General features: G+C 39.9%; 28 protein-coding genes. 20 read left to right on the forward strand and 8 right to left on the reverse strand.

Annotation, left to right across the window (positions count from 1 at the left end; translation table 11 throughout):
* Nucleotide 1: 1 nt before the first annotated feature.
* The 3 genes from ACERC6_RS06850 to ACERC6_RS06860 all read right to left on the reverse strand — a co-directional run bounded on the left by ACERC6_RS06850 (nucleotide 2) and on the right by ACERC6_RS06860 (nucleotide 2,500).
* Nucleotides 2–844, reverse strand: coding sequence for a thymidylate synthase (locus ACERC6_RS06850; protein WP_373628289.1), 843 nt, complete (start codon nucleotides 842–844; stop codon nucleotides 2–4).
* A gap of 12 nt (nucleotides 845–856) precedes the next feature.
* A complete protein-coding gene (lgt, locus tag ACERC6_RS06855; RefSeq protein WP_284673309.1) occupies nucleotides 857–1,735 on the reverse strand; it encodes a prolipoprotein diacylglyceryl transferase in 879 nt (292 codons plus the stop codon).
* Nucleotides 1,736–1,987: 252 nt separating this feature from the next.
* Entirely contained in the window at nucleotides 1,988–2,500 is a 513-nt protein-coding gene (locus ACERC6_RS06860) for an RNA pyrophosphohydrolase (RefSeq protein WP_284673308.1), read from the reverse strand.
* A 352-nt stretch (nucleotides 2,501–2,852) separates the two neighbouring features.
* Here ACERC6_RS06860 and ACERC6_RS06865 point away from each other — a divergent pair, with 352 nt between their 5' ends.
* The 11 genes from ACERC6_RS06865 to ACERC6_RS06915 all read left to right on the forward strand — a co-directional run bounded on the left by ACERC6_RS06865 (nucleotide 2,853) and on the right by ACERC6_RS06915 (nucleotide 10,267).
* Complete coding sequence (locus tag ACERC6_RS06865; protein ID WP_284674621.1) at nucleotides 2,853–3,266, forward strand: OsmC family protein; 414 nt, start codon at nucleotides 2,853–2,855, stop codon at nucleotides 3,264–3,266.
* Between the two features lie 16 nt (nucleotides 3,267–3,282).
* Nucleotides 3,283–3,714: an MAPEG family protein gene (locus ACERC6_RS06870; protein ID WP_373628290.1), complete on the forward strand. Its 432-nt coding sequence runs from the start codon at nucleotides 3,283–3,285 to the stop codon at nucleotides 3,712–3,714.
* Nucleotides 3,715–4,422: 708 nt separating this feature from the next.
* Nucleotides 4,423–4,656 (forward strand): transposase, encoded by a 234-nt coding sequence (locus ACERC6_RS06875; RefSeq protein WP_373628291.1) that lies wholly within the window; start codon nucleotides 4,423–4,425, stop codon nucleotides 4,654–4,656.
* A gap of 399 nt (nucleotides 4,657–5,055) precedes the next feature.
* A complete protein-coding gene (locus ACERC6_RS06880; protein WP_284673306.1) occupies nucleotides 5,056–5,187 on the forward strand; it encodes a hypothetical protein in 132 nt (43 codons plus the stop codon).
* Between the two features lie 136 nt (nucleotides 5,188–5,323).
* A complete protein-coding gene (locus ACERC6_RS06885; RefSeq protein WP_373628292.1) occupies nucleotides 5,324–6,322 on the forward strand; it encodes an HEXXH motif-containing putative peptide modification protein in 999 nt (332 codons plus the stop codon).
* A gap of 56 nt (nucleotides 6,323–6,378) precedes the next feature.
* On the forward strand, nucleotides 6,379–7,290 hold the full coding sequence (locus tag ACERC6_RS06890; RefSeq protein ID WP_284673304.1) for a YcaO-like family protein: 912 nt from the start codon (nucleotides 6,379–6,381) through the stop codon (nucleotides 7,288–7,290).
* A 22-nt stretch (nucleotides 7,291–7,312) separates the two neighbouring features.
* Nucleotides 7,313–8,506, forward strand: coding sequence for an MFS transporter (locus ACERC6_RS06895; protein WP_373628294.1), 1,194 nt, complete (start codon nucleotides 7,313–7,315; stop codon nucleotides 8,504–8,506).
* Nucleotides 8,484–8,618, forward strand: a complete 135-nt coding sequence (locus ACERC6_RS06900) for an FAD-binding protein (protein WP_373628295.1) — start codon at nucleotides 8,484–8,486, stop codon at nucleotides 8,616–8,618. The genes ACERC6_RS06895 and ACERC6_RS06900 overlap by 23 nt, the downstream gene beginning before the upstream one ends.
* Nucleotides 8,619–8,733: 115 nt before the next feature.
* Entirely contained in the window at nucleotides 8,734–9,954 is a 1,221-nt protein-coding gene (locus tag ACERC6_RS06905; RefSeq protein ID WP_373628344.1) for an FAD-binding protein, read from the forward strand.
* Nucleotides 9,955–10,095: 141 nt separating this feature from the next.
* The gene (locus ACERC6_RS06910; protein WP_373628345.1) at nucleotides 10,096–10,182 is read left to right on the forward strand and encodes a hypothetical protein; all 87 of its coding nucleotides are present in this window, start codon (nucleotides 10,096–10,098) and stop codon (nucleotides 10,180–10,182) included.
* Nucleotides 10,145–10,267, forward strand: a complete 123-nt coding sequence (locus ACERC6_RS06915; RefSeq protein ID WP_373628347.1) for a hypothetical protein — start codon at nucleotides 10,145–10,147, stop codon at nucleotides 10,265–10,267. Before ACERC6_RS06910 ends, ACERC6_RS06915 begins: the two co-directional genes overlap by 38 nt.
* A 6-nt stretch (nucleotides 10,268–10,273) precedes the next feature.
* Here the strand turns inward: ACERC6_RS06915 and ACERC6_RS06920 are convergent, their stop codons facing one another.
* Together ACERC6_RS06920 and ACERC6_RS06925 are read right to left on the reverse strand one after the other, a co-directional pair.
* Nucleotides 10,274–10,990, reverse strand: a complete 717-nt coding sequence (locus tag ACERC6_RS06920) for a type III pantothenate kinase (RefSeq protein ID WP_284673301.1) — start codon at nucleotides 10,988–10,990, stop codon at nucleotides 10,274–10,276.
* 72 nt (nucleotides 10,991–11,062) lie between these two features.
* Entirely contained in the window at nucleotides 11,063–11,905 is an 843-nt protein-coding gene (locus ACERC6_RS06925; RefSeq protein ID WP_373628296.1) for a biotin--[acetyl-CoA-carboxylase] ligase, read from the reverse strand.
* Nucleotides 11,906–11,974: 69 nt separating this feature from the next.
* Between ACERC6_RS06925 and ACERC6_RS06930 the strand changes: the two genes are divergently transcribed.
* From ACERC6_RS06930 to smc, 3 genes are all read left to right on the forward strand, one after another.
* Nucleotides 11,975–12,781 carry a sulfite exporter TauE/SafE family protein gene (locus ACERC6_RS06930; RefSeq protein WP_373628297.1) on the forward strand — a complete coding sequence of 269 codons (807 nt, stop codon included), beginning with the start codon at nucleotides 11,975–11,977 and terminating at the stop codon, nucleotides 12,779–12,781.
* A gap of 40 nt (nucleotides 12,782–12,821) precedes the next feature.
* A complete protein-coding gene (locus ACERC6_RS06935; protein ID WP_373628298.1) occupies nucleotides 12,822–12,974 on the forward strand; it encodes a hypothetical protein in 153 nt (50 codons plus the stop codon).
* Between the two features lie 573 nt (nucleotides 12,975–13,547).
* The gene (gene smc, locus ACERC6_RS06940; RefSeq protein WP_373628299.1) at nucleotides 13,548–17,117 is read left to right on the forward strand and encodes a chromosome segregation protein SMC; all 3,570 of its coding nucleotides are present in this window, start codon (nucleotides 13,548–13,550) and stop codon (nucleotides 17,115–17,117) included.
* Between the two features lie 106 nt (nucleotides 17,118–17,223).
* Here smc and msrA read toward each other — a convergent pair whose 3' ends face one another.
* Nucleotides 17,224–17,742 carry a peptide-methionine (S)-S-oxide reductase MsrA gene (msrA, locus tag ACERC6_RS06945; RefSeq protein WP_373628300.1) on the reverse strand — a complete coding sequence of 173 codons (519 nt, stop codon included), beginning with the start codon at nucleotides 17,740–17,742 and terminating at the stop codon, nucleotides 17,224–17,226.
* Between the two features lie 78 nt (nucleotides 17,743–17,820).
* On the opposite strand from msrA, the gene cmoA reads away from it, so the two are divergent.
* Both cmoA and cmoB read left to right on the forward strand, forming a co-directional pair.
* Nucleotides 17,821–18,606 carry a carboxy-S-adenosyl-L-methionine synthase CmoA gene (gene cmoA / locus ACERC6_RS06950; protein WP_284674619.1) on the forward strand — a complete coding sequence of 262 codons (786 nt, stop codon included), beginning with the start codon at nucleotides 17,821–17,823 and terminating at the stop codon, nucleotides 18,604–18,606.
* 162 nt (nucleotides 18,607–18,768) lie between these two features.
* On the forward strand, nucleotides 18,769–19,782 hold the full coding sequence (cmoB, locus tag ACERC6_RS06955; protein ID WP_373628346.1) for a tRNA 5-methoxyuridine(34)/uridine 5-oxyacetic acid(34) synthase CmoB: 1,014 nt from the start codon (nucleotides 18,769–18,771) through the stop codon (nucleotides 19,780–19,782).
* Between the two features lie 75 nt (nucleotides 19,783–19,857).
* Here the strand turns inward: cmoB and ACERC6_RS06960 are convergent, their stop codons facing one another.
* Nucleotides 19,858–20,079, reverse strand: a complete 222-nt coding sequence (locus tag ACERC6_RS06960; RefSeq protein ID WP_284673294.1) for a DUF2788 domain-containing protein — start codon at nucleotides 20,077–20,079, stop codon at nucleotides 19,858–19,860.
* Nucleotides 20,080–20,251: 172 nt separating this feature from the next.
* Here ACERC6_RS06960 and ACERC6_RS06965 point away from each other — a divergent pair, with 172 nt between their 5' ends.
* Nucleotides 20,252–21,007: an SPOR domain-containing protein gene (locus tag ACERC6_RS06965; RefSeq protein WP_373628302.1), complete on the forward strand. Its 756-nt coding sequence runs from the start codon at nucleotides 20,252–20,254 to the stop codon at nucleotides 21,005–21,007.
* A gap of 71 nt (nucleotides 21,008–21,078) precedes the next feature.
* On the opposite strand, the gene ACERC6_RS06970 is transcribed toward ACERC6_RS06965, so the two are convergent.
* The gene (locus tag ACERC6_RS06970; protein ID WP_373628303.1) at nucleotides 21,079–22,002 is read right to left on the reverse strand and encodes a DUF808 domain-containing protein; all 924 of its coding nucleotides are present in this window, start codon (nucleotides 22,000–22,002) and stop codon (nucleotides 21,079–21,081) included.
* A gap of 272 nt (nucleotides 22,003–22,274) precedes the next feature.
* On the opposite strand from ACERC6_RS06970, the gene ACERC6_RS06975 reads away from it, so the two are divergent.
* The 3 genes from ACERC6_RS06975 to ACERC6_RS06985 all read left to right on the forward strand — a co-directional run bounded on the left by ACERC6_RS06975 (nucleotide 22,275) and on the right by ACERC6_RS06985 (nucleotide 23,790).
* On the forward strand, nucleotides 22,275–22,580 hold the full coding sequence (locus ACERC6_RS06975) for a hypothetical protein (protein ID WP_373628304.1): 306 nt from the start codon (nucleotides 22,275–22,277) through the stop codon (nucleotides 22,578–22,580).
* A 225-nt stretch (nucleotides 22,581–22,805) separates the two neighbouring features.
* The gene (gene rpsU, locus ACERC6_RS06980; protein ID WP_242748412.1) at nucleotides 22,806–23,021 is read left to right on the forward strand and encodes a 30S ribosomal protein S21; all 216 of its coding nucleotides are present in this window, start codon (nucleotides 22,806–22,808) and stop codon (nucleotides 23,019–23,021) included.
* Nucleotides 23,022–23,286: 265 nt separating this feature from the next.
* Complete coding sequence (locus ACERC6_RS06985) at nucleotides 23,287–23,790, forward strand: cytochrome c5 family protein (RefSeq protein WP_373630512.1); 504 nt, start codon at nucleotides 23,287–23,289, stop codon at nucleotides 23,788–23,790.
* Nucleotides 23,791–24,044: the final 254 nt, after the last annotated feature.

Raw genomic sequence — 24,044 nt, forward strand, 5'->3', positions numbered from 1 at the left:
GTTACACCGCCACTTCCGCTTTAATCCTATCATGTGATTGATAACCTTCAATCTTGATGTCATCAAACGAAAAGTCAAACAGATTCTTGATATCAGGATTTAATCGTAATTGACAAAGTGGTAAAGGCGTGCGAGTTAATTGCAATTTGGCTTGCTCAAAATGGTTATGATATAAATGTGTATCGCCACCAGTCCAAATAAATTCGCCTACTTGCAATTCACACACTTGGGCAATCATATGCGTCAGCAGGGCATAGCTTGCGATATTAAATGGAACACCCAAAAATACATCGGCACTTCTTTGGTATAATTGACAAGAAAGTTTGTTATTCACCACAAAAAATTGAAATAAAGTATGACAAGGCGGTAGTGCCACCTGCCCAGCTTCTATCGGATTCCAACCAGATACAATCAGTCGTCTGGAATTGGGATTGGTTTTGATTTCGTTAATTAGCCAACTTAGTTGATCAAAACCGTCTTTTTGGTAAGAGCCATTAGCATCTTTGGTGGCCCCAAAATTACGCCACTGATGACCATAAACTGCCCCTAAATCGCCTGCTTCTCGCCCAAATTTGGCAGTTTGTTCAGCAGTTGCCCATTCGTCCCATATGGTTACACCAAAGTCTTGTAAGTATTTGACATTGGTGTCGCCTTTGATAAACCATAGCAGTTCATGAACAATAGATTTCATATGCACTTTTTTGGTTGTGAGCAGGGGAAACCCTTCGGTCAAATCAAACCGCATCTGATAACCAAAAACAGAGCGAGTACCAGTGCCTGTACGGTCGCCTTTGTCATCGCCTGTAGCTAAGATGTGTTGTAATAATTGTAGGTATTGTTTCATGCGATCGCCTTATTATTGGTTTTTTTGCCAATCATGGTTGTTGTTTTTGTATGCTGATATCATGAGTAGCACGCCAAAGATAATCATTGGCAGACTATATAGCTGACCTTTACTCATCCAACCAAAGATCAGTTCATAACCGACATCAGGCTGTCGGAAAAACTCGGTGATAAATCGACTGCACCCATAACCAAGCAAGAATAAGGCAGACACAGCGTAGCGTGGGCGTGGCTTGGCACTAAACCACCAAAGCAAAATAAACAGTAGTACACCCTCACTAAATGCTTGATACAACTGGCTTGGGTGGCGTGGTAGCAGGTAATATTCTCCCAGTTGGGTGGCAATATTCATGAAGTCTGGGTTGGTGTTGATGAGTTCATGGTCGGCAGCAACCGCTTGGGGGAAATACATCAGTTGTGGCCAATCCCCATGCGACACACGCCCCCATAACTCGCCATTTATGAAGTTGCCAAGTCGCCCAAATAAAAGACCTGTTGGCACACAAGGGGCGATAAAATCTAGCACGGTAAAGGGGTGTTTTTTGTATTTACGCCCAAAAAAATACATGGCAATCAACACGCCAATAAAGCCACCGTGAAAGCTCATGCCACCTTCCCATACACGGAATAAGTAGGCAGGATTGGATAAAAATTCGCCAAAGTTATATAAAATGACATAACCAATACGGCCACCTAAAATCACACCCATCGCCCCAAAAAATATCAAATCTGAGACCATCTCGCCAGTAAAATCGCCTCGCTTTTTACCACGATATGTCGCCAGTAGATAAGCGAATAAAAAGGCGAGCAGATACATCAAACCATACCAATGTAGCTCAACAAACCCTAAATCAAGGGCGACAGGGTCAAATTGTGGGTGAATCATTGCCATAATAACGATACTTAAAAAAATGTACTTAAAAAAGTTATGCTTAAAAAACTGTGCCAGCAGCATAATAAGAAAAGTCTATTATAACTTAATAATTGCTCAAATTGCTAAATTAAAATGATGCTGTTGCCAAATCGCCATCTGATACCTTGCAGTCTTAAGTTATGCAGTTTATTGGTCAATAACTTAGTTGTTTTTGTCGGTAGTTATTTTTATCAACAAAAAAGACCGAGAGTATTCGGTCTTTTTTGTTGTTTAAGGTTGGTTGTTTTGATTGGGTAAGATAAGATCATGGGTCAAGGGCAGTTGCTCAATCAGCTCTAGTAAAGCTCTTTGATAAACGCCACGCTTAAAAGAGACCACCTGATTTAATGGGTACCAATAACTCACCCATTGCCATTCGTCAAACTCAGGCTTTGAAGTATCAAAGCGAATGTGTTTGGCGTTATTTTCATCTAAGCGAAGCAAAAACCATTTTTGTTTTTGCCCGATACACAAAGGTTCTTGATTGGTGCGAACATAGCGTTTTGGCAGACGATAACGCAACCAATCTTTGGTAACTGCAAGCAGTTCTACATGATGTGGGTATAATCCAACCTCCTCGTACAGCTCACGATACATCGCATCAAGCGGGGTTTCGCCATAATCGATTCCCCCTTGTGGAAACTGCCAGCTGTCGTGTCCGATGCGTTTTGCCCAAAGCACTTGGCCTTGTGTATTTGCCAAGATGATACCGACATTGGCTCGAAAGCCGTCTGAATCAATCATGACTAAACTCTATTGTGTAAGATTATTAAAATTCTGCTGACGGCTAATAATTATTTGGCAATCGCAGATACTTATCTATTATTAAAACAAATTTTTCACAAAAAGTGTAATATTTTTTTGCATTAAAATGTTTCATGGGGCATTTTGGTCAGATTTTTAAGGTTAAAAGCGATGATGTTGAGATACCAAAAAATAAAGCGATGAAAATTGACACAAAGACGGGTAAAAAGTGGATAAAAACTTTACATCAGATTCTTGAAAAACCATCAAAAACCACCATCTAGACAAAAAACCATTTTAATTATCAAGAATTCTTTTGGACTCTTTAAGTAGGAAAAGTGACATGACAAACATGACTGCCAGCGTCTCTTGGCTAAAAAATGAAGCGATTAACTTTAGTGCTACCAGTGGCTCAGGTCATGAAGTGGTGATTGATTCTGCTCAGAAGCTAGGTGCTAAGCCGATGGAGCTTATTTTGATGGGGCTTGGTAGCTGTGCCAGCTATGATGTGGTGAGCATTCTACAAAAATCTCGCCAAGATGTTGCCGACATTCGTTGTGAAATCTCTGCCAAGCGTGCTGATGCCGTGCCTGCGGTGTTTACCGATATTCATCTGCACTTTGTGGTTGTGGGTACTAATATCAAAGAAAGCCAAGTTTCTAAGGCCATCGAACTATCAGCCGATAAATACTGCTCGGCATCAAAGATGCTGTCAGAAGGCGGTGTGAATATCACACATGATTACAAAATCATTGAGATGGCATAAGTGGGCTTGGTGAACGATGAATAGTATCATGATGTTTGTGGCTAATTTTTCGCCAAATATTAGCATCGCCATTCAAGCGATGCTAGTGGCGTGCTTACTGCCTTTTTTGTTTGCTGTATTTGCTAAGATAACAGGCGGATTTCGGCTTGTGGACAATGCCAATCCACGAGAATTTTTGGCGAAGACTACAGGCATGGCGGCTCGTTTTAATGCCGCCCAAACCAACAGTTTTGAGAGCCTGCCTATTTTCTTGGCAGCGGTTATTGTGGCGATGTACTGCTTTGTACCACAAAATGTCATTAATGTTTTGGCGTGGCTGTATGTATTTTTACGCATTGGCTATGGTGCGGCGTATGCCCTTGATTGGTCGTTGCTGCGTTCGTTGTTGTGGATGCTTGGGCTGATGTGCTGCTTGGCGTTGTTTGCCTTTGCCATCATTGTGGTCTGATGACATCACTTAAAACTGGTCAACATGAAATGGTCTTGGCAGAGGCTCATGTTGCCAGTATGATTGCATCTTGAAAATGGTATTTGATTTATAACCATCAAACCTTAAAACACTAACCAATCCCACATCTCTACCATCATCTACTAATTACTTCCCAAAACGGCTTATTCATTAGAAATCAGACAAAAAGTCTTAGCTTGTTATGACAAATCCAAAAAAATGCCCTTGTTATAGAGGCTTTTGGTATATAAGATGCACATTGTTTCGTTGAAAGCGACAGCCTGAAAAAACAGGAAGTTTGGCTTCTCGCCCACCCCCCAATAGACTTAGAAAGTTTGATAGAAAAGGGCTTCTTGCCTGCATAAAAAAATCCTGACAAGTACCTGCGTGAAATTGGTGAGGTATTTGGCTGTAGTGATATGGCAACCCATAAGGCACTAAAAAGAATGAATGCCACCCTTAGAAAAAGACCAGCACCTACTTTGAGTAAGACCCTGCTAAGGTCAAAGACTGCCAAGAAAGACCAAAGTTATTGCAAAATAACCAAGACTGCGAGCTTGTCTATATAGATGAAGCTGGTACTGACACTTGTCTATACCGCACACACGCAAGAAGTTTAAAGGATCAAAAGGTTTATAATAAGGTAAGTGGCAAGTGCTATCAACGAATATCTTTGGTTGTAGGACAAATTGGCAACAAGGCTAAAAATTGATTGCTCCACTCATTTATGGCAACACAATGACAAGCAATTTGTTTGAAACTTGGTTTGAACAAATTCTATTGCCTTGTCTTGATAATCAGCACGAGCCATCAATCATCATCTTGGATGACGCAAGATTTCATAGAATAAAACATCTACAAAACATCATCAATCAAAGCACAACCGATAACACACAAGCCAAAAAAACACATCATCTTACCGCTGCCACCCTACTCGCCTGAACCAAATCCCACAGAACACACCTAGATAACGATTAAGAGATGGCTTAAAGGTTATCTGCTTAAGTTCAAGACGATGAAAGAAGCTTTGAAATGTCATTTTTTTTCTGGGGTCGGTGAGTGTACTTGAAAACCGCTTTGATCCTAAGTATTATTAAAAAAATTGCATTTTTTTTTAATATTCTACTTGTTTTTTTTATGATTTATGTAAACATTTATTCTAGGAAGTCAAATAGGTGATATTTGATTTTCGGTCTTGACAGGTATTTTTTGTCAAGTTATTAAAGGTTTTCTATCAATCAATTATGAACCCTTGGTAATTTTGATAGATCTTGAATACCACAGGTGGTTTGGTTGTAGAAAATTGATATTCACAGTGATTTTAATATCAAGGAGTTTTTTATGAAAGAGTATTTAGAGTGTGATAGTAATGTAGATTTTGCACTTCTAGATGACGAAGTAATGGTTGTTTCTTTTGATGATTTACCTTTAGGTTTTGAGGTGCAAGAAGCCTGGTCAATGCAGGAAGACTGATTCTATATTGTAAATTAAATAAAAATTTGCAAGCGTTCCTTTGAATACAATGCATTATCTGATAGTGCATTGTATTTTAATTCAAATAGTTGGTTCTTTTAAAAAATAGTACTAAATCAAGGAGGAGATTTTTATAATGACCGAACAAGAGCTATCTTTATTATCAACAGCTACGCCTAATATATATTTTTCAAGAAAAATTCATATTGCTTGTAATGAATATTTTGTTGAAAAGTTTGTGAGCTATTTAGATATTATTTCTTTTAAATTAAAATATGACACAACTGGCTTAAAAAATAAATTATTAAGTCTTGATACAAATTTAAAAATTCATCCAAGTATCTTTATGTCTTTTTTTCAACTGATAGATAGTATGAAAACTGGTGTGGTTTATGATATAAAAAAATCAATCAGTAATATTATGGATGTGCTTCAAAATGCACTTAATGATAAAATATTTTTTCCTAATATAAGCTCAGTTGGTTCTGAAAGTTGGGAGTATTCTTATATAGAAAAGTTGAAGTCTTATGATCAAAAAAACATCAGAGGCGAAACTACGGAAATATACCCAGTTTCAGAGAATATGATGCCCTTTCATATAGAAAATATCCAATCAGCATTGAATATGATAGAAAGTGCTGATAAAGAGATTTACGACGAAATTAAAGAATTTGTTACTCATATTAAAATATTTGAAGGTAAAGTGTTAAGAGGAGATACTTCAAATATCTCTTTTGGCTCAATTTGGCTTAGAGTGCCAGAGCCCGAGGATGATCAAGTCGGATATTGGATTGAGCATATCGTTCATGAGACATCTCACATTAGATTGGAGGCTCATTTCTTTTTAGAAAAGTTGGTTTTAAATTCTAGAGATGAAAAAATTTTTAGAGCTCCTATTCGCGATGATTTAAGACCTATGAGAGGTATTTTTCATGCCTCATTTGTTTTGTCTAGGATGGTACGAATATTTACAATTTTATCTATTAATGGGTATGATAAGAGATTTAGGGATAGATTACAATTATGCAAATTACAATTCGAAATTGGCTTAAATACTCTAGAGCACCCAAAGGCAAGACTCTCTAACAATGGACTATTGATTAAGAAGTCCCTTAAAGAATGTGCATATATATAATGCGTCAGCAAAGAAACAATTTTATTGGCATACCGATGCTTTCTAACATATATAGGATGACAACTTTGAGCAACATGTATTTTGTTGATTCTGTTGCGAGAGTTCGATATGGAGAAAGATTTGATGATTTTTATGGCCACTCTGGCTCTTATAGTTTGGAGATTGCCAAAAATAAATCATATTATGAAATTATTGAAAGAATTTTAGCTTCCGAAATATTTTTTGGCGGAAGTCATCTTCAAAGACAATTTGCTTCTCACTGTTTTTTTACTAAGAAGTTTTTAAAAAATTACCCTTATAAGGATGTGCTGATTAGAACCAAGTATGATGTAAGTGCTAGTGGTTTGGGGCTTCATAGTGATAAGGATATGGCTATAAAACATGCTATTTTAGAGGTTTTAGAGCGTCATGTTGCTTTATTATTATGGTATCACCATGACAGTATTTTGAAAATTGGTAGTAGGAATTTAGGGGGTGGATATTTTATTCATCATTACACCAGTGTTCTAAATATTCCATTCTGCATGTCTGTCGTATTTCATGAGAGAAATGACATATTCTTTTGTGGAACATCCATGAAAACAAATTTAAAAAATGCAATTGAAGCATCGGAAATAGAGGCGTTATCATTGGTGGCTAATATTATTGTAAAAAATAATTTACACCCAAAGGGTAATGTTAAAAGCACTATTGATAGAATTCATACCTTGGTTGGTTCTGGTGCAATAAACAGAATCAATCACTTACAATCGAAATATTTGCACAATCATTTAATTGATTTTTTTGACAAAGAGTTCTCGCTATATGATCTTCTTGATTTGCTTAATTTTCATGATGTTCAGGTGGTGCATATTAATGAGATGAGTGGATATCACTGTTATAGAGCAATCATCAATCAAGCATTAAGCAAAAACTTTGTGAGAGTAAATCCTTTTTATAATAAGATGACCCCAGATCCTTTTTGTTAATCAATAATAAAGCTTTAGAACTATGGACAGCAAATTTAATAAATCAGTGAATAATATCTGTGGCAGCATGCTGCTATCGAGTTTGGCATCTTCCCTCTATCTGGTTGTATTGCCACTATATGTTTATCATCTTACCAATAGTGCCATTTCTACAGCACTTCAGGTAACCATCTCTGCGGTAGGTAGTCTGCTTGCTTGTTTCTTTGTTAATAATTTTAATATATTTAAAAGTGATAAATTGCACATTGTGGCCATTAATGTTACTTTAAGTATTTTGTTATGCTTACCATATTTTTTTAATGATTCAGCCATGATTTATGCGTTGTATGCCATAAGTTTTGTTGGAACATTTTTATCAACTTGTTCAAGTGGCTATATTGAGAGTTTGATTTCATTTTTATCAGAATCAACACACAGTCTAAATAGACAAACCATCATAGGAAAAACAAAGGTTTTTGCAGGCATGGGTTCAGCGTTAGGGTTTTTTATAGGCGGTGCTATTTTAAGTGTTTTAAATCATCGTGTTGTATTTTTTATTGGCGGTGTTTTATTTGTCCTATCTGCTATTTTTATGTATTTGACTCCTATCGATGATATCAAACAAAGAAGTAATTCTATCAAAAAAGCGGTTTATAAAATTTTATTCTCAAAAAATATCTTCTATTTGAGTACAGCTCATGCCATATCCGCAGTCAGCTTATTTATTTATAACGGGACTTTTATATATGTATTAAAGGATATTTATAAGGTCGATGATATTTATGTTTCTTTTTATTTTTTTAGTCTGATGTTGGCAACGGTTTTTGGTTCGTTGCTTATGGTGAAAGTATCCAGACATAAAGAGTTGCCTGTCCGTATTGCCCCGCATCTGCGTATCTTTTATGCTTTATTTTTCTTGGTGACCGCATTCTCTTCAGGATATTGGTATTTTTTAATATCTGTATTTGTTCTTAACTTTATTCATGCGTTTTCAATTCCGTTTTGGCAGGATTGTTTTCAAAAATATTCCCCTTCATCAGAATGGCGGGTAATCGGAACAAGTAGAAAAACATTGGTGGCCATTTCTGGCATCATTGGAAGCATGTTAGGTGGATATTTGATTGGAAAATATAATATTATGCTTACCTATACTGTTGCGGCATTGCTGTCTTTTGTATCTGGTGTTTTATTAATGGTTTTTATTAGACGGTCTCATGAAATTAAAAGAAGCGTATGATGTTGTTGTGGGTGCTGGCAATGCTGGTCTTTGTTCAGCCATATCAGCTGCCCAGAAAGGAAAGCGTGTTTTGGTCATTGAAAAAGCTCCAAGAATTTATAGAGGGGGGTAATAGTTCATTAACAATGAATTTTAGATTTCCCCACAATAATTTCGAAGAGCTATTGAGCTTGATTGATGATGGTGATAGAAATTTAAAAATAGAGGAGGTTTTAAGAGAAAGCTACATGCCGTACACGAAGGATGATTTTCTTCATGACCCAAGATCCACTTCCGATAATCAAGGAGATTTGGATCTTCAAGAAACATTTGTTGATAAATCTTTTGAAACTATTTTATGGATGGCAAACTTAGGGCATAAATGGACATATAAAGATTTTGGTAATATATTTAAAAGAAACATACCTCTTAAGATTAAAGGTTCGGGCAAATCTTTACAAGAAAGAAATTTTAATATTGCTGAGAGTTTGGGTGTGGATATAATGTATTGCACCTCTCTTTATGACTTTGTAATGGTTGATAATTGTGTCAAAGAGCTAATCCTAACTAAGGATAATGGAGAATTATTCCACTTGCCTGCCAATTCATTGATATTGGCACTGGGAGGTTATGAAGCTAATCCATATTTTAGGCAAAAATTTTTAGGAGAATCCTGGGAAAATGTTGGCATCAGGGGTGTTCCTTTTAATACTGGAGATTGGTTTTTCTCTGCAATCAAAAACAATATTCAACTTTATGGGGATTATTCGGAAGTTGGCTGCCATGCGACACCTCAAAGCTCATATCTTCCTGATTATTTATTGCCAGGAGAAAATATTAAAAGTCAAAACCAATCGAGGTATCAGTTTAATCTAGGAATAACAATTAATCATGATGGTAAGCGTTTTTTTGATGAGGGTGAGAATATGCCAAATTTTTTATATGCAAAAGTTGGGCGTATGATTAATAAGCAGATTAATAATATGGCTTTTCAGATATTTGATAGAAAAACCGTTGGGTTTTTATCCCAATCGTATTTTTCTGATGAGAATTTATTTAGTTCAAATTCATTGCGAGTTATGTGTGAAAAGTTTGGTATAAATCATCGCAATCTGCATGATACGATAGAAAGCTATAATCGCAATTGTGTCGACAATGTCATTTGTGATTTTAGTTACTTGGATGGTAATAAATCTGTGGATTGTTTTGGCGTCCCTAAATCTAACTGGGCCCAAAAAATTGATACTCCGCCTTACTACATTGCACCAGTGAAAGCAGGTGCGACATTTACTTATGGGGGTTTGAAAGTGAGGCCTGATGCAAGAGTATACAGAACAAATGGTGAATGTATTGATAATATGTTTGCTTGCGGTGAAATCGTGGGTGGTGTTCATTATGGAAATTATGCTGGTGGTACTGGATTGATGCTTGGTGCGGTGTTTGGAAGGATAGCAGGAGAGAATGCCTAAGGTTTAATTAAAACGATATTTACTCCTCTTTGAACTGCATTGTTTTTGGTGGTTTGTTTGATTAAGCTTTAATTTTTATGTGCCGCCCAAACCAACAGTTTTGAGAGCCTGCCTATTTTCTTGGCAGCGGTTATTGTGGCGATGTACTGCTTTGTACCACAAAATGTCATTAATGTTTTGGCGTGGCTGTATGTATTTTTACGCATTGGCTATGGCATATGCCTTTGATGCACCGATGGTGCGTTCCGCCTTATGGTTTTTGAGTATCATCTGCTGTTTGGCTTTCTTTTATTTTGCCATGATTTTGTCGTAGTGGGGGTTAATTAAAATATCGTTTCAAACCCTCTAACAATAACTCTTTTTTTATGCCAAGTTTGTGGTTAAACTGGGCATTTATCATGTCAGCACCACCGCCTGTTAAGGTAATGTCAAAATCAGGATAATCTGCCTGTACTGCACGCACCGATCCAATAATGCCAAACAGCACACCATGATTGACCGCATCAAAGGTTGTCCTGCCAAGCTCTATACTATCAAATCGTCCAGCCTTAACCCCTATCTGCTGAGTACCGGCATATAGGGCGTGGCGTTGCATATAGACATTGGGCAGGATATAGCCTCCCAAATGCACACCATGCTCTATCAAGTCAATCGTCAATGCCGTGCCGCAACCGACCACGCATTGTTTTTTGGTGCTATCCACCACGCCGAGCATTTGTAGCCATCTGTCCACACCAAGCTCATTGGGGCTGTAATGGCTTGTTAAAAGCGTATGATTGGCATTAACCTTAGCAAATTCAAAAGGCACGCCAAAACCTTGTACTGTCTTTTTGATGGCAGAATTAATCTTGTCCCCAAGCACGCTGGATATGCCAATAAATTGTGGCTCAAACCGTGCTAGCGTACCAAGCAGTCCAAGCAATAATTCATTAGGGGCTTTTAAATGCTCTTTTGCGTCATGGGCGATAATCGTGCCGTGATCTACCATCCAATATTTTAGGCGAGTATTACCCAAATCCAGCCAGAGTTTTTTCATGCTTGTCCTTAAATACTAATAGGGTTGAAATTAACATATCAGGTTGAGCGGTCTGCACCCAAAAGCAATAGCTTAATTTACAATCTTTGCCATGCCTGCAAAGATCTGTTTTATCTTACCATTGTCATTCAATAATAATTCGCCTTGATTGCCAATGCCGATACACTTGCCTTTGGCGTGGATATCGCCCATGTTGTTTTGTATAAAAACATGAATCAGTTTATCGCTCAAAAGATGGTTTTGGTTAAATTGATCAATAAAGTGCTGTAGATGACTTGGTTCTTTGCAGTGGTTGCAAGTCTTTATCGCTTCAAATATGGCATTGGCTATGGGAATGTATAACTCTTGGGCAAAAATGTCTAAATCAGCAAATAATTCTTGTAGGCAGGTCGCTTGATAAAGACCGTCTTTTATTTTAGGGGAGTTATTAACATTAAGTCCGATACCAATGACCACGCCAGTTAAGGTGTTTTTTTCTATTTTTTTAAAAACAGGCTCAATTAAAATGCCTGCCAGTTTTTTAAATAAGCCTAATTCATCATCATAAAAACCCACATCATTTGCCCACTTTACGCCAAGAGTGGGCAACTGCTTTGTTCGGCGGTGTTCGTTCACGGTTTGAATGATGGGTAACTTAGCAAGCTCAAAACCGACTGCCACAGACAACAGCCCAGAGAGTGTATTTAGTTCAAACACCCCTTTCCCCATGGGGATATATAGGCTTAAGAACACATTGTTCTCACCGCTCACCCAAGTTCGCCCATGTTGTCCACGCCCCGCCGTTTGATAATCTGCTGTGTATAAATGGGAGATGGTGTGGGCAAGATGACCGCTTTCAATGGCATGGATTAAGGCGGTGTTGGTACTGCCAATCTCATCAAAATGGTGGTGGCAAGTGGGTGCTAGAAATGGCATGGTTTTTAATTTTTTTAAAATGATAAAAATGGGGTATAATACCATAAATTTTGTTTAGGATTTGTAAAAATGATGTATCTATGGTTTGTGATTGCAGGGGCATTTGCAGGGGTGTGTGCAGGACTGTTCGGTGTGGGTGGGGGTCTGATTATTGTACCTGCTCTTGTGTGGATTTTGGGGGCGTATGGTTTTCCTGCTGAGATTATTCCTCATGTGTCTGTAGGGACGGCATTGGCGACCATCATCATTACATCCATCAGCTCATTAACCGCTCACAACAAAAAAGGCGGTGTGCGTTGGGAAGTCTTTAAAAATTTAACTTATGGCTTGGTGGTAGGTTCTTTGTTTGGGGCGTGGGTGGCAACGCTCATTCATGGGCAGTATTTACAAGGGCTGATTGGTGTATTTGCCATCATCATGTCCATACAGATGTTCATGAAAAAAGCAGGCGAGAACATCAAACCACTACCCAAGCCATTTAGCCAAAGTATCGCAGGTGGTGTGATTGGCATGGCGTCAGCGATTTTTGGTATCGGTGGTGGTAGCTTAAATGTGCCATATCTTACCCATGCTGGCCTACCCATGAAACAGGCGGTTGGCACCAGTGCGGCGTGCGGTCTGCCGATTGCCATCGCTGGGGCTTTGGGCTTTATGTGGTTTGGTAGCAGTCATGTGGCAAGTATGAGTGAGCCGGTGGTAGGCTTGCTGGGTTTTGTGCATTTGCCTGCCTTTGTCGCCATTAGTGTGGCAAGCTTTATCACCGCCAAACTTGGGGCAAAAATCGCCCACAAGATGCCAGCTGCTACACTAAAAAAAGCCTTTGCGTGCCTATTGATTGTGGTGGGTTGTCAGCTGTTGTATGGTAGTGTGGTCTAATCTTTAAAATTAAAAGACCCTGCAAGATGGCAGGGTCTTTGTGTGTATACAAAGTGTACTATGGAAGGTTTTGGTAAGTTCGTTATTGGCTGCTTTTGTACCTGTGCGTGGTGCAAAAGCCATATATGGTGCATCTAAACTTGCATTCACTGGCGGTACAATCAATGGTATTAGCAATCGTAAAGGTTGGTGATGATTTCGTTGAGAAACAAAGTCCTAGAAAAATTTAGAAATTTGGTTAAGCATTTAACCAAATTTCATGTTTTTTTAATTATTTTAATTTTATTTTGTTACCGCCCTTGTGATGATGCTTCAGTTGCTAGTTTTTTATTCTCAGCATGATTAGTGCTTTTAATCAATTCTTTTTTGGTTAAAGAATATTTTAAAAAACCTATGTTTTTACAAATTCAGATGACGAATTCTGTTGGTAATTTTATTATCAAACATTCTTTGATACTTATCATTATTTTAACACCACTTGTTAGATGGATGATCTTTAATGCAAGCAATGGGTTTTGCTGATGTTTGGAAGCCAGATGGTTCATCGCCCCAATATTTCATAGACCTTGGAGACGCTTTTAGATAATACACATGTTATACACTTATTTAATCGATAGTTTGCATGCTTATTTAGATGGTCGTCTTGAAGGACGGCTATTATTAGATGCTTGGGTCATTTGCCAAATTACTCAATAGAAACTTGGTTAAAATCTTGGTAAACTTTGCTATAATACTCACCTTTTATTCTAAGATTTTATCATCAATCATGCGTCTAAAATCCCTAAAACTTGCTGGCTTTAAATCCTTTGCCAATCCCACGACTTTTACCTTTAAACACGACATCACCGCCATCGTCGGTCCAAACGGCTGTGGCAAGTCAAATGTGATTGATGCCATTCGTTGGGTGCTAGGCGAAACTTCCGCCAAGCAGCTGCGTGGTGGGGCGATGAGCGATGTCATCTTTGCAGGCGTGGAGGGGCGAACGGGCAAGAGCTTGGCGAGTGTGGAGCTGACCTTTGAGCATACCCAAGATGAAAGCACCGGCATTCGCCATGCCCTAAATCTCTACCATGAGCTGACGCTTCGCCGTCAAGTTACTAAAGATGGCAAATCGGATTATTTCATCAATGGGCAAAGAGTTCGTCGCCGTGATGTGGTTGATGTATTTTTGGGGACAGGACTTGGGGCGAGAAGCTATGCTGTCATTGAGCAGGGCATGATAGGGCGGATCGTGGAGTCTAGCCCCATGCAGCTGCGTGAGTTCATCGAAGAAGCGGCAGGTGTGTCTCGTTATCAAGCACGCCGTGATGAAACCCAAAAAAAACTTGACGAAGCACAAGACAATCTAGAGCGACTCTCTGACTTGCAAGGTGAACTAAAAAAACAACAACGCACATTATTACGCCAAGCCGAGTCTGCCAAGAAATACCAAGAGCTGACAGATGAGCTTAATAAGATGAACAAAGAAGATCTATTAAAGCGTATTTTTGAGGCGTGGCAATATCATGAACAAACAAAACAACAGAAACAAAGCAGTCAAGAAGAGCTGGCTAGACTTGAAAGTGCCACCAATAAAGCCAAAGTGGAGCTAGAACGCTTATCCGATAAGGTTGCAGAAGGGCAATGGCTAAAAGACGATGCCCGTGATAAATATCATAATGCCCAGATGGCAGAGCAGACCGCACAGCACACCTTCTATACTGTCAATCAGGAGCTATCCCAGTCTGAAGAAAAGATACTTCGCCTAAATGCCATCAAGGCAGAAGCTCATGACAACATCGCGCACGCAACTGCTGAGCTTGATAAAATTAACCAAGAGTTAAGCCAGATTGAGCCAAGTTTAAATACGCTGAGCCAAAAGTTAAACGCCAAGCAACACGAACTACAAACCAACCAAGTCGGCTGGCAGAGCGTTCGTGATGAACTAGATGCTCTACAAACTCAAAAAAACACGCTAGAAAATGCCAAGAAACTCGCCGAATCTCAAAAAAACCGAGTACTTGCCAACCGTGAAAAATGGATCAAAAAACATAATGAGCTTATCCTAAGCTCGCAAGGCATTGCCGAGCAAGACATCAACGATACTCAAGAGTTGGCACGCTTAACTGAAGAGCTATCCCAGTTGGCACTACGCCAAGAATCCTTAGCAGAGCAAGACGACAAAGATAAACTTGATGAGCTTGCCAAGAGTGTGCAGACCCATCAGCAGGCATATACCGCACTTGAAAAACAGCATACTGCCTTATCAAGTGAATATGACATCTTGCATAAGCTACTACACGCCAAGCCTGCTTCTTTATCCCAAAATCATACAGAAGATAGCACCCAAAGCGATTTTGTGCATCTGCCACAGCTAAAAGATTTGGTGCGTCTGAGTAGTCAAGGTGAGCGGTTTGCCGGTGTGTTGGATGCCTTTTTGGGCTTTTGGTTGACCGCCAAAGTATCTGATGAGCTGGCAATCAAGGCAATCTTATCAGCACCTGATGAAAAAGACAAAAACGCCAGTCGTGCCATTTTTAAGACAGGTGGTACTTATGGGGTGAGTATTGGTAAGTTATTGGCATTTGGACAGTTGTTTGATGCCCCCCGTTTAAAATTGTTTGATAATTGCTACTTACTAGATGATGAGTCTTTTGATTTACAAAAGCTGTCAGGTGAAGTTGCTGATGGCAAGTTGATTTTGACCAAATCGGGCTGGCTGATCAGTTCTTTTGGGGTGGTGCATACCAGTAGTTTTGGGGTGCAGTCATCGATACTGACCCAAAAGGCAGAGCATAGCAGACGCTTGGGCGAGCTTGAGATAACACTTGATGAGCTTGAAAGCAAGATGAGCGAAAGCCAAAAACAGCTAAAGCTATACAGCACACAGTTTGAGAGTGCTAAAGTGTCTTATGATGAAAGGCTAGCTCAGATGAATGCTTTATTGGCAAGTATCCAACAAAAACAGCAAAGACAGGCTGCCTTGCAGACCAAAATTCAGACTGATGCCATCAAGCGAGAAAATTTTGTTAAAAATAAATCTGTACTTGATGAAGAAAAAGACGAGATTGGTAGTGAGCTAAAGGTATTAGAGCAGGAGCTTGTGCATATTGATGACAAACTTGCCAAACATCTACCACGCCATGAGACTGTTAAGAGCAAGATGGTAGCGATGACCCAAAGCATGGATTTGCTCACTCTTGAGGTCAAAGCGATGACAGAGGAGCATCAAGCGATACAGCTAAAAAATACTACGCTTAACCAAACCAAAGCACACACCCAAAGGTTGCTTGATATGGCCAAAAAAAATGCCGAGCAGGCACAAATTGACATACAAGCTGCCAAAGATACTCAAGAGAAACTAACTGCCAAACTGCCGATGCTAGAGACTGCCTTTAAGGATGCAAAGACTCACACCGCCATGCTAAAAATCACCAGTGAAGAACATGAAGCAGCCGCCAAAGCCTTACAGCTCATGCAGGTTAAATTACAAGAGAATTTAACCCAAGCTCATGCTGATTTTGCAAAAGCTCAGGCACAAGCAGCTCAAATCACAGCGGATACGGCAGTGGGCGAGAGTCGCCTTGCTGATTTGGGTGATGAGATGGTGCGTCTTGATGAGAAGTTTAATCTGCCTGCAACAGTGGCGGATTTTCGTGTTAAATCGCCTAAATTTAAAGACAACTCCGCACGCATTGATGGGATTAGGGCGGACATCGCCAAGCTAGGTGCGGTGAACTTGGCAGCAGCTGAAGAATTAAAAGAGCTAGAAGGGCGTGTCTCGCCGATGGACAGTCAAATCAATGACATCACCAAGAGCATGGAAAAGCTCAAAGATGCCATCGCTGCTATTGATGAGAAGACCAAATCGCTATTTTTAACCGCCTTAGATGCTGTTAATGATGGTCTAAATGCTTTATTTAGTAAGGTTTTTGGTGGTGGGCAGGCGAGCTTAACACTCATTGATGATGAGTCTTTATCCAAGTCTGATAAATGGCGAGCGGGGCTTGTTCTGATGGCACAGCCAAAAGGCAAAAAGAACTCACGCTTGGCTGTGTTATCAGGTGGGGAGAAGACATTGACCGCCTTAAGTCTTATTTTTGCGATTTTTAAACAACACCCAGCACCATTTTGCGTGCTTGATGAAGTAGATGCACCGCTTGATGACGCTAATGTGGCACGCTTTACTAGCTTGATTGGCGAGTTGGCTGATAGCGTACAGTTTATTTTTATTAGTCATAATAAACTTGCCATGCAAATTGCCGATGAGTTAAAAGGCATCACCATGCCGACAGCTGGCATCTCAAGTCTGGTTACGGTCAACTTAGAAGAAGCACAGCAGTATATTGAGAATTGATGATGCCTTTCATGAAGTCTTGGGCGTATATCTAATGTTGTAAGAAGCATAAAAACTTTAAACGGCATAAGTATTTTGCATGAGACCAAATATTAAAGTGAGTTTATTACTTTAAATATTTAGCAAACCTTGTTTTTAGCTTGGCAAGTTTTGGCGGAATGGCGAAGTTGCAGTAACCTTGCGTTGGATTATTGGCATAGAAATTTTGATGATAACTTTCGGCTGGATAAAAGGTTGGTGCGACTTTGACTTGGGTAACGACAGCCACTCCATCTGCTTTTAGGGTGTCGATTTTGTTGTTAATGGTAGTAACTTGGCTATCATTGGTATAAAAAATCACCGAAGCGTACTGTGTGCCGACATCATTGCCTTGACGGTTGAGTGTTGTTGGGTCGTGCGTGGCGAAAAATACATCCAGCAGTGTGTCTAACCCAATGATATTTTCATCAAACACCACATCAATCACTTCCACATGACCTGTATTGCCCGTGCAGACTGCTTCATAATTGGCGTTGTCAGCTTGACCACCAGCATAGCCAGAGGTTACTGAAATAACCCCTGCTAGGGATAAAAATACACTTTCGGTACACCAAAAACAGCCACCGCCTAAAATGATGTGTTGCATAAGTTTTCCTTATTGTTCTAAAAATGATAAAATACGCACAACCTTAAGCATAGCATAATTTTCATGACAAATCCAAACATGAACGACCCAGTCAATCCATCTGTTCATCACGATGGGCATGACAGCCTATTTGTTACTCCGCTTGATAAGTTTGCTCGTTTTAGCTTTGATGAAGAAGTGGTGGCGTGTTTTCCTGACATGATTCGCCGTAGCGTACCGGGCTATGGGCAGGTACTCTCCATGTTGCCAGTTTTTGCCAGACGGCATCTGTCCTATGGGCAGGTGAATGAGCAAGGCAATCGCATTAGCAGAATCTATGATTTGGGCACATCGCTTGGGGCGGTGTCATTTGCTTTGGCTGATAAGTTCGTCCCAAATGAAATCAAGATTCATGCGGTGGATATTTCTCGCCCAATGATAGAGCGTGCCAAGAGCGTGTTTGATGAGTATTATCCAAAGCATGATATTGAGTTTATCTTGTCGGATGTTTGCACGCTTGATTTGGAGCCGTGCGATATGATTGTGCTGAATTTAACCTTGCAATTTTTGCCACCAGAACATAGATTGGCACTGCTCAAAAAATGCCATGACGCATTGACAGATGGGGGTATTTTAATCTTAACCGAAAAAACACACGCCATGGACGAGCAGGACGATGCTTGGTTGGTGGAACGCTATTATGATTTTAAGCGTGCCAATGGATATAGTGAATTAGAAATTAGCACAAAACGCAACGCCCTAGAAAATGTACTCATCACCGACACCGAGAGCGTACATCATGACAGGCTGATGGCGGCAGGTTTTGATAGGGTGCTGACTTGGTTTAAGTTTTTAAATTTTTTATCTATTGTGGCGTTTAAATGACCTAAAAGGTTTTAGATACCTAAATTGAGCTAAAAGAGCTGAAAAAATATCCATGCCAATCATAAAGAACAGTCAGTTGGCAAATCTGGAGCGAAGTTCTGTTGTCGGCATTGGCGGATAAGCTGTTGTATCAAAATCACTAATTTACTTGACGATTAAGACATCATGAATAATACCATTTTTAAGGCAGAGCAGGCATTGTATCTGCATCTACTCCAAGTGAGCAGGTATCACCCAAAAGCAGGTGAGTGGCTGTCTTGTTTGCCGATTTGGTTGGCTAAAATCAAAGATAAGAGCCGTTACGCACACGCTCCATTTTATGCTTCTGCCATTGACCGCCTGCCTGAGACGACCGCCCTAGCAATTCGGCTAACCGATAGAGTTGAAGCGGTGCTTGATTGGCAGGTGTCGGATTTTAAAAAAACTCACAGCCTATTAAAAAATCTAAAGCCTTGGCGAAAAGGACCGTTTTATCTGAGCGGTGGTGCGGAAAAAAGCATTCATATTGATACAGAGTGGCGGTCTGATTTTAAATGGGAGCGAGTGTGTCCACATTTGCAGTTGCAGGGCAAAAGAGTCTTGGATGTTGGCGGTGGCTCTGGCTATCACGGTTTTCGTATGTTGGGTGATGGGGCAAAATCGGTGATTGTGATTGATCCATCGTGTTTGTTTTATCATCAGTTCATGGCGATGAAGCACTTTTTGGGCGTGGATTTGCCCGTGCATTATATCCCTGTGCCACTTGAGAGCCTGCCAAAAGACAGCGAGTTGTTTGATGTGGTGTTTAGTATGGGAGTGCTATACCATCGTATCTCGCCTTTTGAGCATTTAGAACAGCTAAAGGCTCAGCTGAATAAAGGCGGTACGCTCGTGCTTGAGACCTTAGTGGTCGATGGTGATGAGCATACAGTGCTCGTGCCACACGAACGCTACGCCCAGATGAATAATGTGTACTTTTTGCCAAGCGTTGCTACTTTAACCAAGTGGCTACTCAAGGCGGGATTTAGCGAGGTAAGCTGCGTTGATGTGAGTATTACTAGCACAGATGAGCAGAGAGCAACAGAATGGATGGATTATCATTCATTGGTAGACTTTTTGGACGATGCAGATAATTCAAAAACCATCGAAGGCTATCCTGCACCTAAGCGTGCAACCATGATTGCCAAAAGACCTTAGTTTAAAAACCTTTGTTTGTGGTTTGGCTGATATGGGCTAAATGGTTGATGGCTTGATTTGAGTTGTTGGTTGTGGTTAGATAAACCATTTTGTCAATACCCATTCAATGACAAGTTTGGCAAGAAAACCAAAAAATCCCATGCCTAATGCCACAAAAATCCAAAAAGTGCCTTGCTTACCTGCGTTGGATTTTTTGGAGATGTCCCACATAATAAAGAACAAAAAGCCAATAAAAATCGGCAATAAGATATATAAGCCCATGGCGGTGATGGTGGCTTCAGAGACGGCAAGAATCATAGAGTGCCCTTTTATGTTTTATGGTGGGATTTACTGGCTTTATTATAGCACAGATGTGCTGTGGATTGGCATGATGATTGATGCTGGTATCAACAAATCTTAAAGAATTGGCGAAAATTTTCCACAGCGTTAAAAAAACTTGTTACAATAATTAATCAATTATTTGTGAAATATGAACATGACAAAAAAGAACAAATCTTCTGCGGTATATAAAGAAACCGAAAAGCGAAAAAACTCAGGCATCATGAGTTTGCTTTGGATGATTCTAGGATTAGTGATTGCAGTAGCATTAGCGGCGGCGGTGTATTATTCACCGCTATTTGATGGCTACCGCAGTGATAAAATCACCGTTGAAGATGACGCACAAGTAACACCCATGGCTAAAGAACAAGAGGTGTTGCCAAGTAGTCAAGATCTAAATCTAGGTCAATACGACCCTAGCCGAGAGATGGCATTGACATCTGATTATGAATTTTATGACATCTTGCCCAAGCAGAATTTTCGCAGTATCCCTGAAGGGGTGAGTGTACAGGAAATGGCAAATGAGGATAAAGTTTTGGGAGCTGATGCGGTGGTCGAACTTGAAAAAGAAGAGACTAAAGAAGCTCAAATCCAAATCATCGAAGATGCCACAACCTATGATGGTCAAGATGAGAGTGGTGAAAAGACCGCCAATCAAACCCACATCACCTACATTCTGCAAATCAAAAGCTACACAAATGCCAAAGATGCTGATGAAAAGCGGGCTCAAGTGATGCTAGCAGGCGTTGATGCAATCGTGGTGCGTCGCTTGGACAGGCAGACGAATGCTCAGGTCTATCAAGTGGTATCCATGCCGATGGTGAGCCGTCAAGAAGCAAGCGATGCACTGTTCAAACTGCGTAATAATGGTATTGATGCACTCATGGTGGAACAGCGTCGTCGGTAATTGGTTATTTTTAGTTCGTGTTCTAAAACCATAAAACCTGCTATCTTGGCAGGTTTTATGGTTTAAAAATATCATGTGTCTTGATGCTTGAGTTTTTTAAATAATACATAAAACGCCAGTACAACTAAACCTGCCACAAAGCCAACCACGCCATTATAAATTGATTCGGTCAGTCCGCTTAGTATGCCTGATAACGCCACCAAATCTTCTGCCTGATGGTGCAAGATATCAATGCCGTGTACTAAGATGCCACCACCAACCAAGAACATGGCAAGCGTACCTGCGATGGATAAGAACTTCATGAGCTTTGGGGCAAATGTAAGCAGAAAATTGCCAAGTTTTTTCCTGACTGAATCAGACCGGTTGATTAGACTAAAACCCGCATCGTCAATTTTGACGATAAGGGCGACCAATCCATAGACGCCAACCGTCATCAAGATAGCAATAGCACTAAGCGATAAGGCTTTAGCCTGTAGGGTGCTTGTGGTCATCACCCCAAGCGAAATCACCACAATTTCAGCAGATAAAATGAAGTCGGTGCGAATCGCTCCTTTGATTTTTTCTTTTTCAAAAGCAACCAAATCGACCGATTTATCAGCATTAGCCGCCAGTCGTTTGGCATGAGCTTGATTGTCATCTAGTTCATGTGGCAACAGACTTGGTGCGAATTTGTGCATCACTTTTTCCGCCCCTTCAAAACACAAAAACAGACCGCCAATCATCAAAAGTGGCGTGATGAGCCACGCTGCCACCGCACTAATAATGAGTGCGGCAGGCACCAAGATGAGTTTGTTGATGAATGAGCCTTTTGCGACCGCTAGCACCACAGGAAGTTCACGGTCAGCACGCACCCCTGTTACCTGCTGTGCATTTAAGGCAAGGTCATCACCTAGCACACCTACTGTTTTTTTGGTGGCAAGTTTTGTCATTGTCGCCACATCATCTAAGATGGTACTCATGTCATCAAGCAACATCAGCAAGCTACCACCAGCCATAAGAACTCCGATTTGAATCATTAAAATAATCAGTCATCTATTATAGCGAGCTTTTTGTTGAAAAATGATAGAATGTTTGTAAATTTTCTAGATATTATCCAAAATCATAACAAATTAGACCAATGTTGTAAAAATAATCGTTGTCAATCATCTAAATCCTATGAAAAGTGTGGAATTTTATGGCATAATAGACATATACTTTTACTTTTCTAGTGATGATGGCATCACTGAAGTCTAGTTTTATTAGTTTTTAGATTTTTATTGGAGAGACTATGAAAGCCAAATTTGTAGCCATTGTCGCTTTGACAACATTGACCTTGAGTGCTTGTGGCGATAAGCATGAAAAAGTATATGCAGTAGATAAGTTAGCAGAAGCACAAGCTGTAGCGTTAGAAAAAGCGCCAAAGGCTGAAGAAGTCAAGTTTGATGACCATGCCAAGCCATCTGTTGCGACCGATGAGACTGCCAACAATGTAGCAGCTCAAAGCGAACAATCTGCAGAAACTGACACCGCCCCAGAAGCTTCTATTGAGCAAGAAGCTGCCAAGACAGACGAAGCTGATACTAAGACTGAATAGCCAATGATAAAATGATGACTTGTTTGCTAGATTTTGGTTGTGTTTATCTGGCTTATCAGTTATAATATTAAGATTGCCTAAATCTTTGGGTTCGGGCAATACCGCTAAGCGGGTTTATCATTGTATTGATTGTTCCGATTTGAGCTGATGCCCACGCCCAAGACCGTGACGCTAATAATATAATACAGCCTAATCGATGCCACTTGTCTTGCATTAGGAGTTACTATGCCTTCAGTTAAGGTAAAAGAGAACGAACCAGTTGATATCGCAATTCGTCGTTTTAAGCGTGCTTGCGAAAAAGCAGGTGTTTTGGCTGATGTTCGTAAAAAAGAATTTTTTGAAAAACCAACGCAGGAGCGTAAGCGTAAAAAAGCTGCTGCTGTTAAGCGTTACAAGAAAAAAGTATGGCGTGAGCAAGTTCGTACAGTACGCAAGTACTAATCTGAATTACTATAGCTTATTTAATAATAAAAAAACCTTGATTTTTATCAAGGTTTTTTCTTTGGTGGTTCTTTGGGTTTAAGAATAAGCCTGCTTTAATAGAGCTGACACTGGGTATTGTTGGTAGAATAAATCGTAAAACAATAAAGCAATAAAAAATATTAACTATAAATCCTTAATAAATTTAGGTATATTATTAGATGCCTGTCAGGCATAACTGGCAGGGCAATCATGATTTAAATGACCAAACATATGGCGAGGCGATATGAACTACCCAGCTAGACTTCCTTTGATATTCGGTATGGCGATGCTGACCTTGATACTCGGTGCGTGTGGCAGTGATAAGGCAGAATCTGCATCTAACACAGCAACCACCCAAGCTAAGACGCAGACACCCGCTCAAGATACGGCTGAGGTCATGCAAGAATCTGATGGTGGGTCTGTAGAAGACTCTTCTGGGCACGAGACTGTAGCAAAAGATGTGGTCAATGCAACAGAGAATATAGCCAATCCCATCAAGCCTTTGTCTATTAAGGAGGGTAAAAAACGCTATGAACAAACTTGCAAGGTCTGCCATGACCAAGGCTTGTTAGACGCTCCAAAACTTAGCAATAAGGCAGAATGGGCGAAACGCCTAGAAAAAGGCGTGGATACTTTATATCAGCATTTTGATAAAGGATTTAATAAAATGCCAGCACAGGCGACCGGTGCGGTTACTGAAGCTGAAGTATATGCAGCAGTTGATTATATACTTGAGCAGACGAAGTGATACGCTTGAGTAGTGGATTTTTAAGACCATTAAATCTAATTAAAAGCTAATCAAGACCAACAAAAGATAGCATCATTTGCTTTTTTGTTGGTTTTTTAAATCAAGGGTATTTGAGTGATTTTGAGTAATTGATGGTCTGGCGACTAAGATGATTGGATGGATTAAGTATGCTATAATAGAATGTTTGTATTTGTTATGATTGAATAGAATGTTTGTATTTGTTATGCTTGTATAGCAATATAGACAACCTTTAA

The sequence above is a fragment of the Moraxella sp. E33BD genome (assembly GCF_041807865.1).
GTDB lineage: Bacteria > Pseudomonadota > Gammaproteobacteria > Pseudomonadales > Moraxellaceae > Moraxella > Moraxella haemolytica.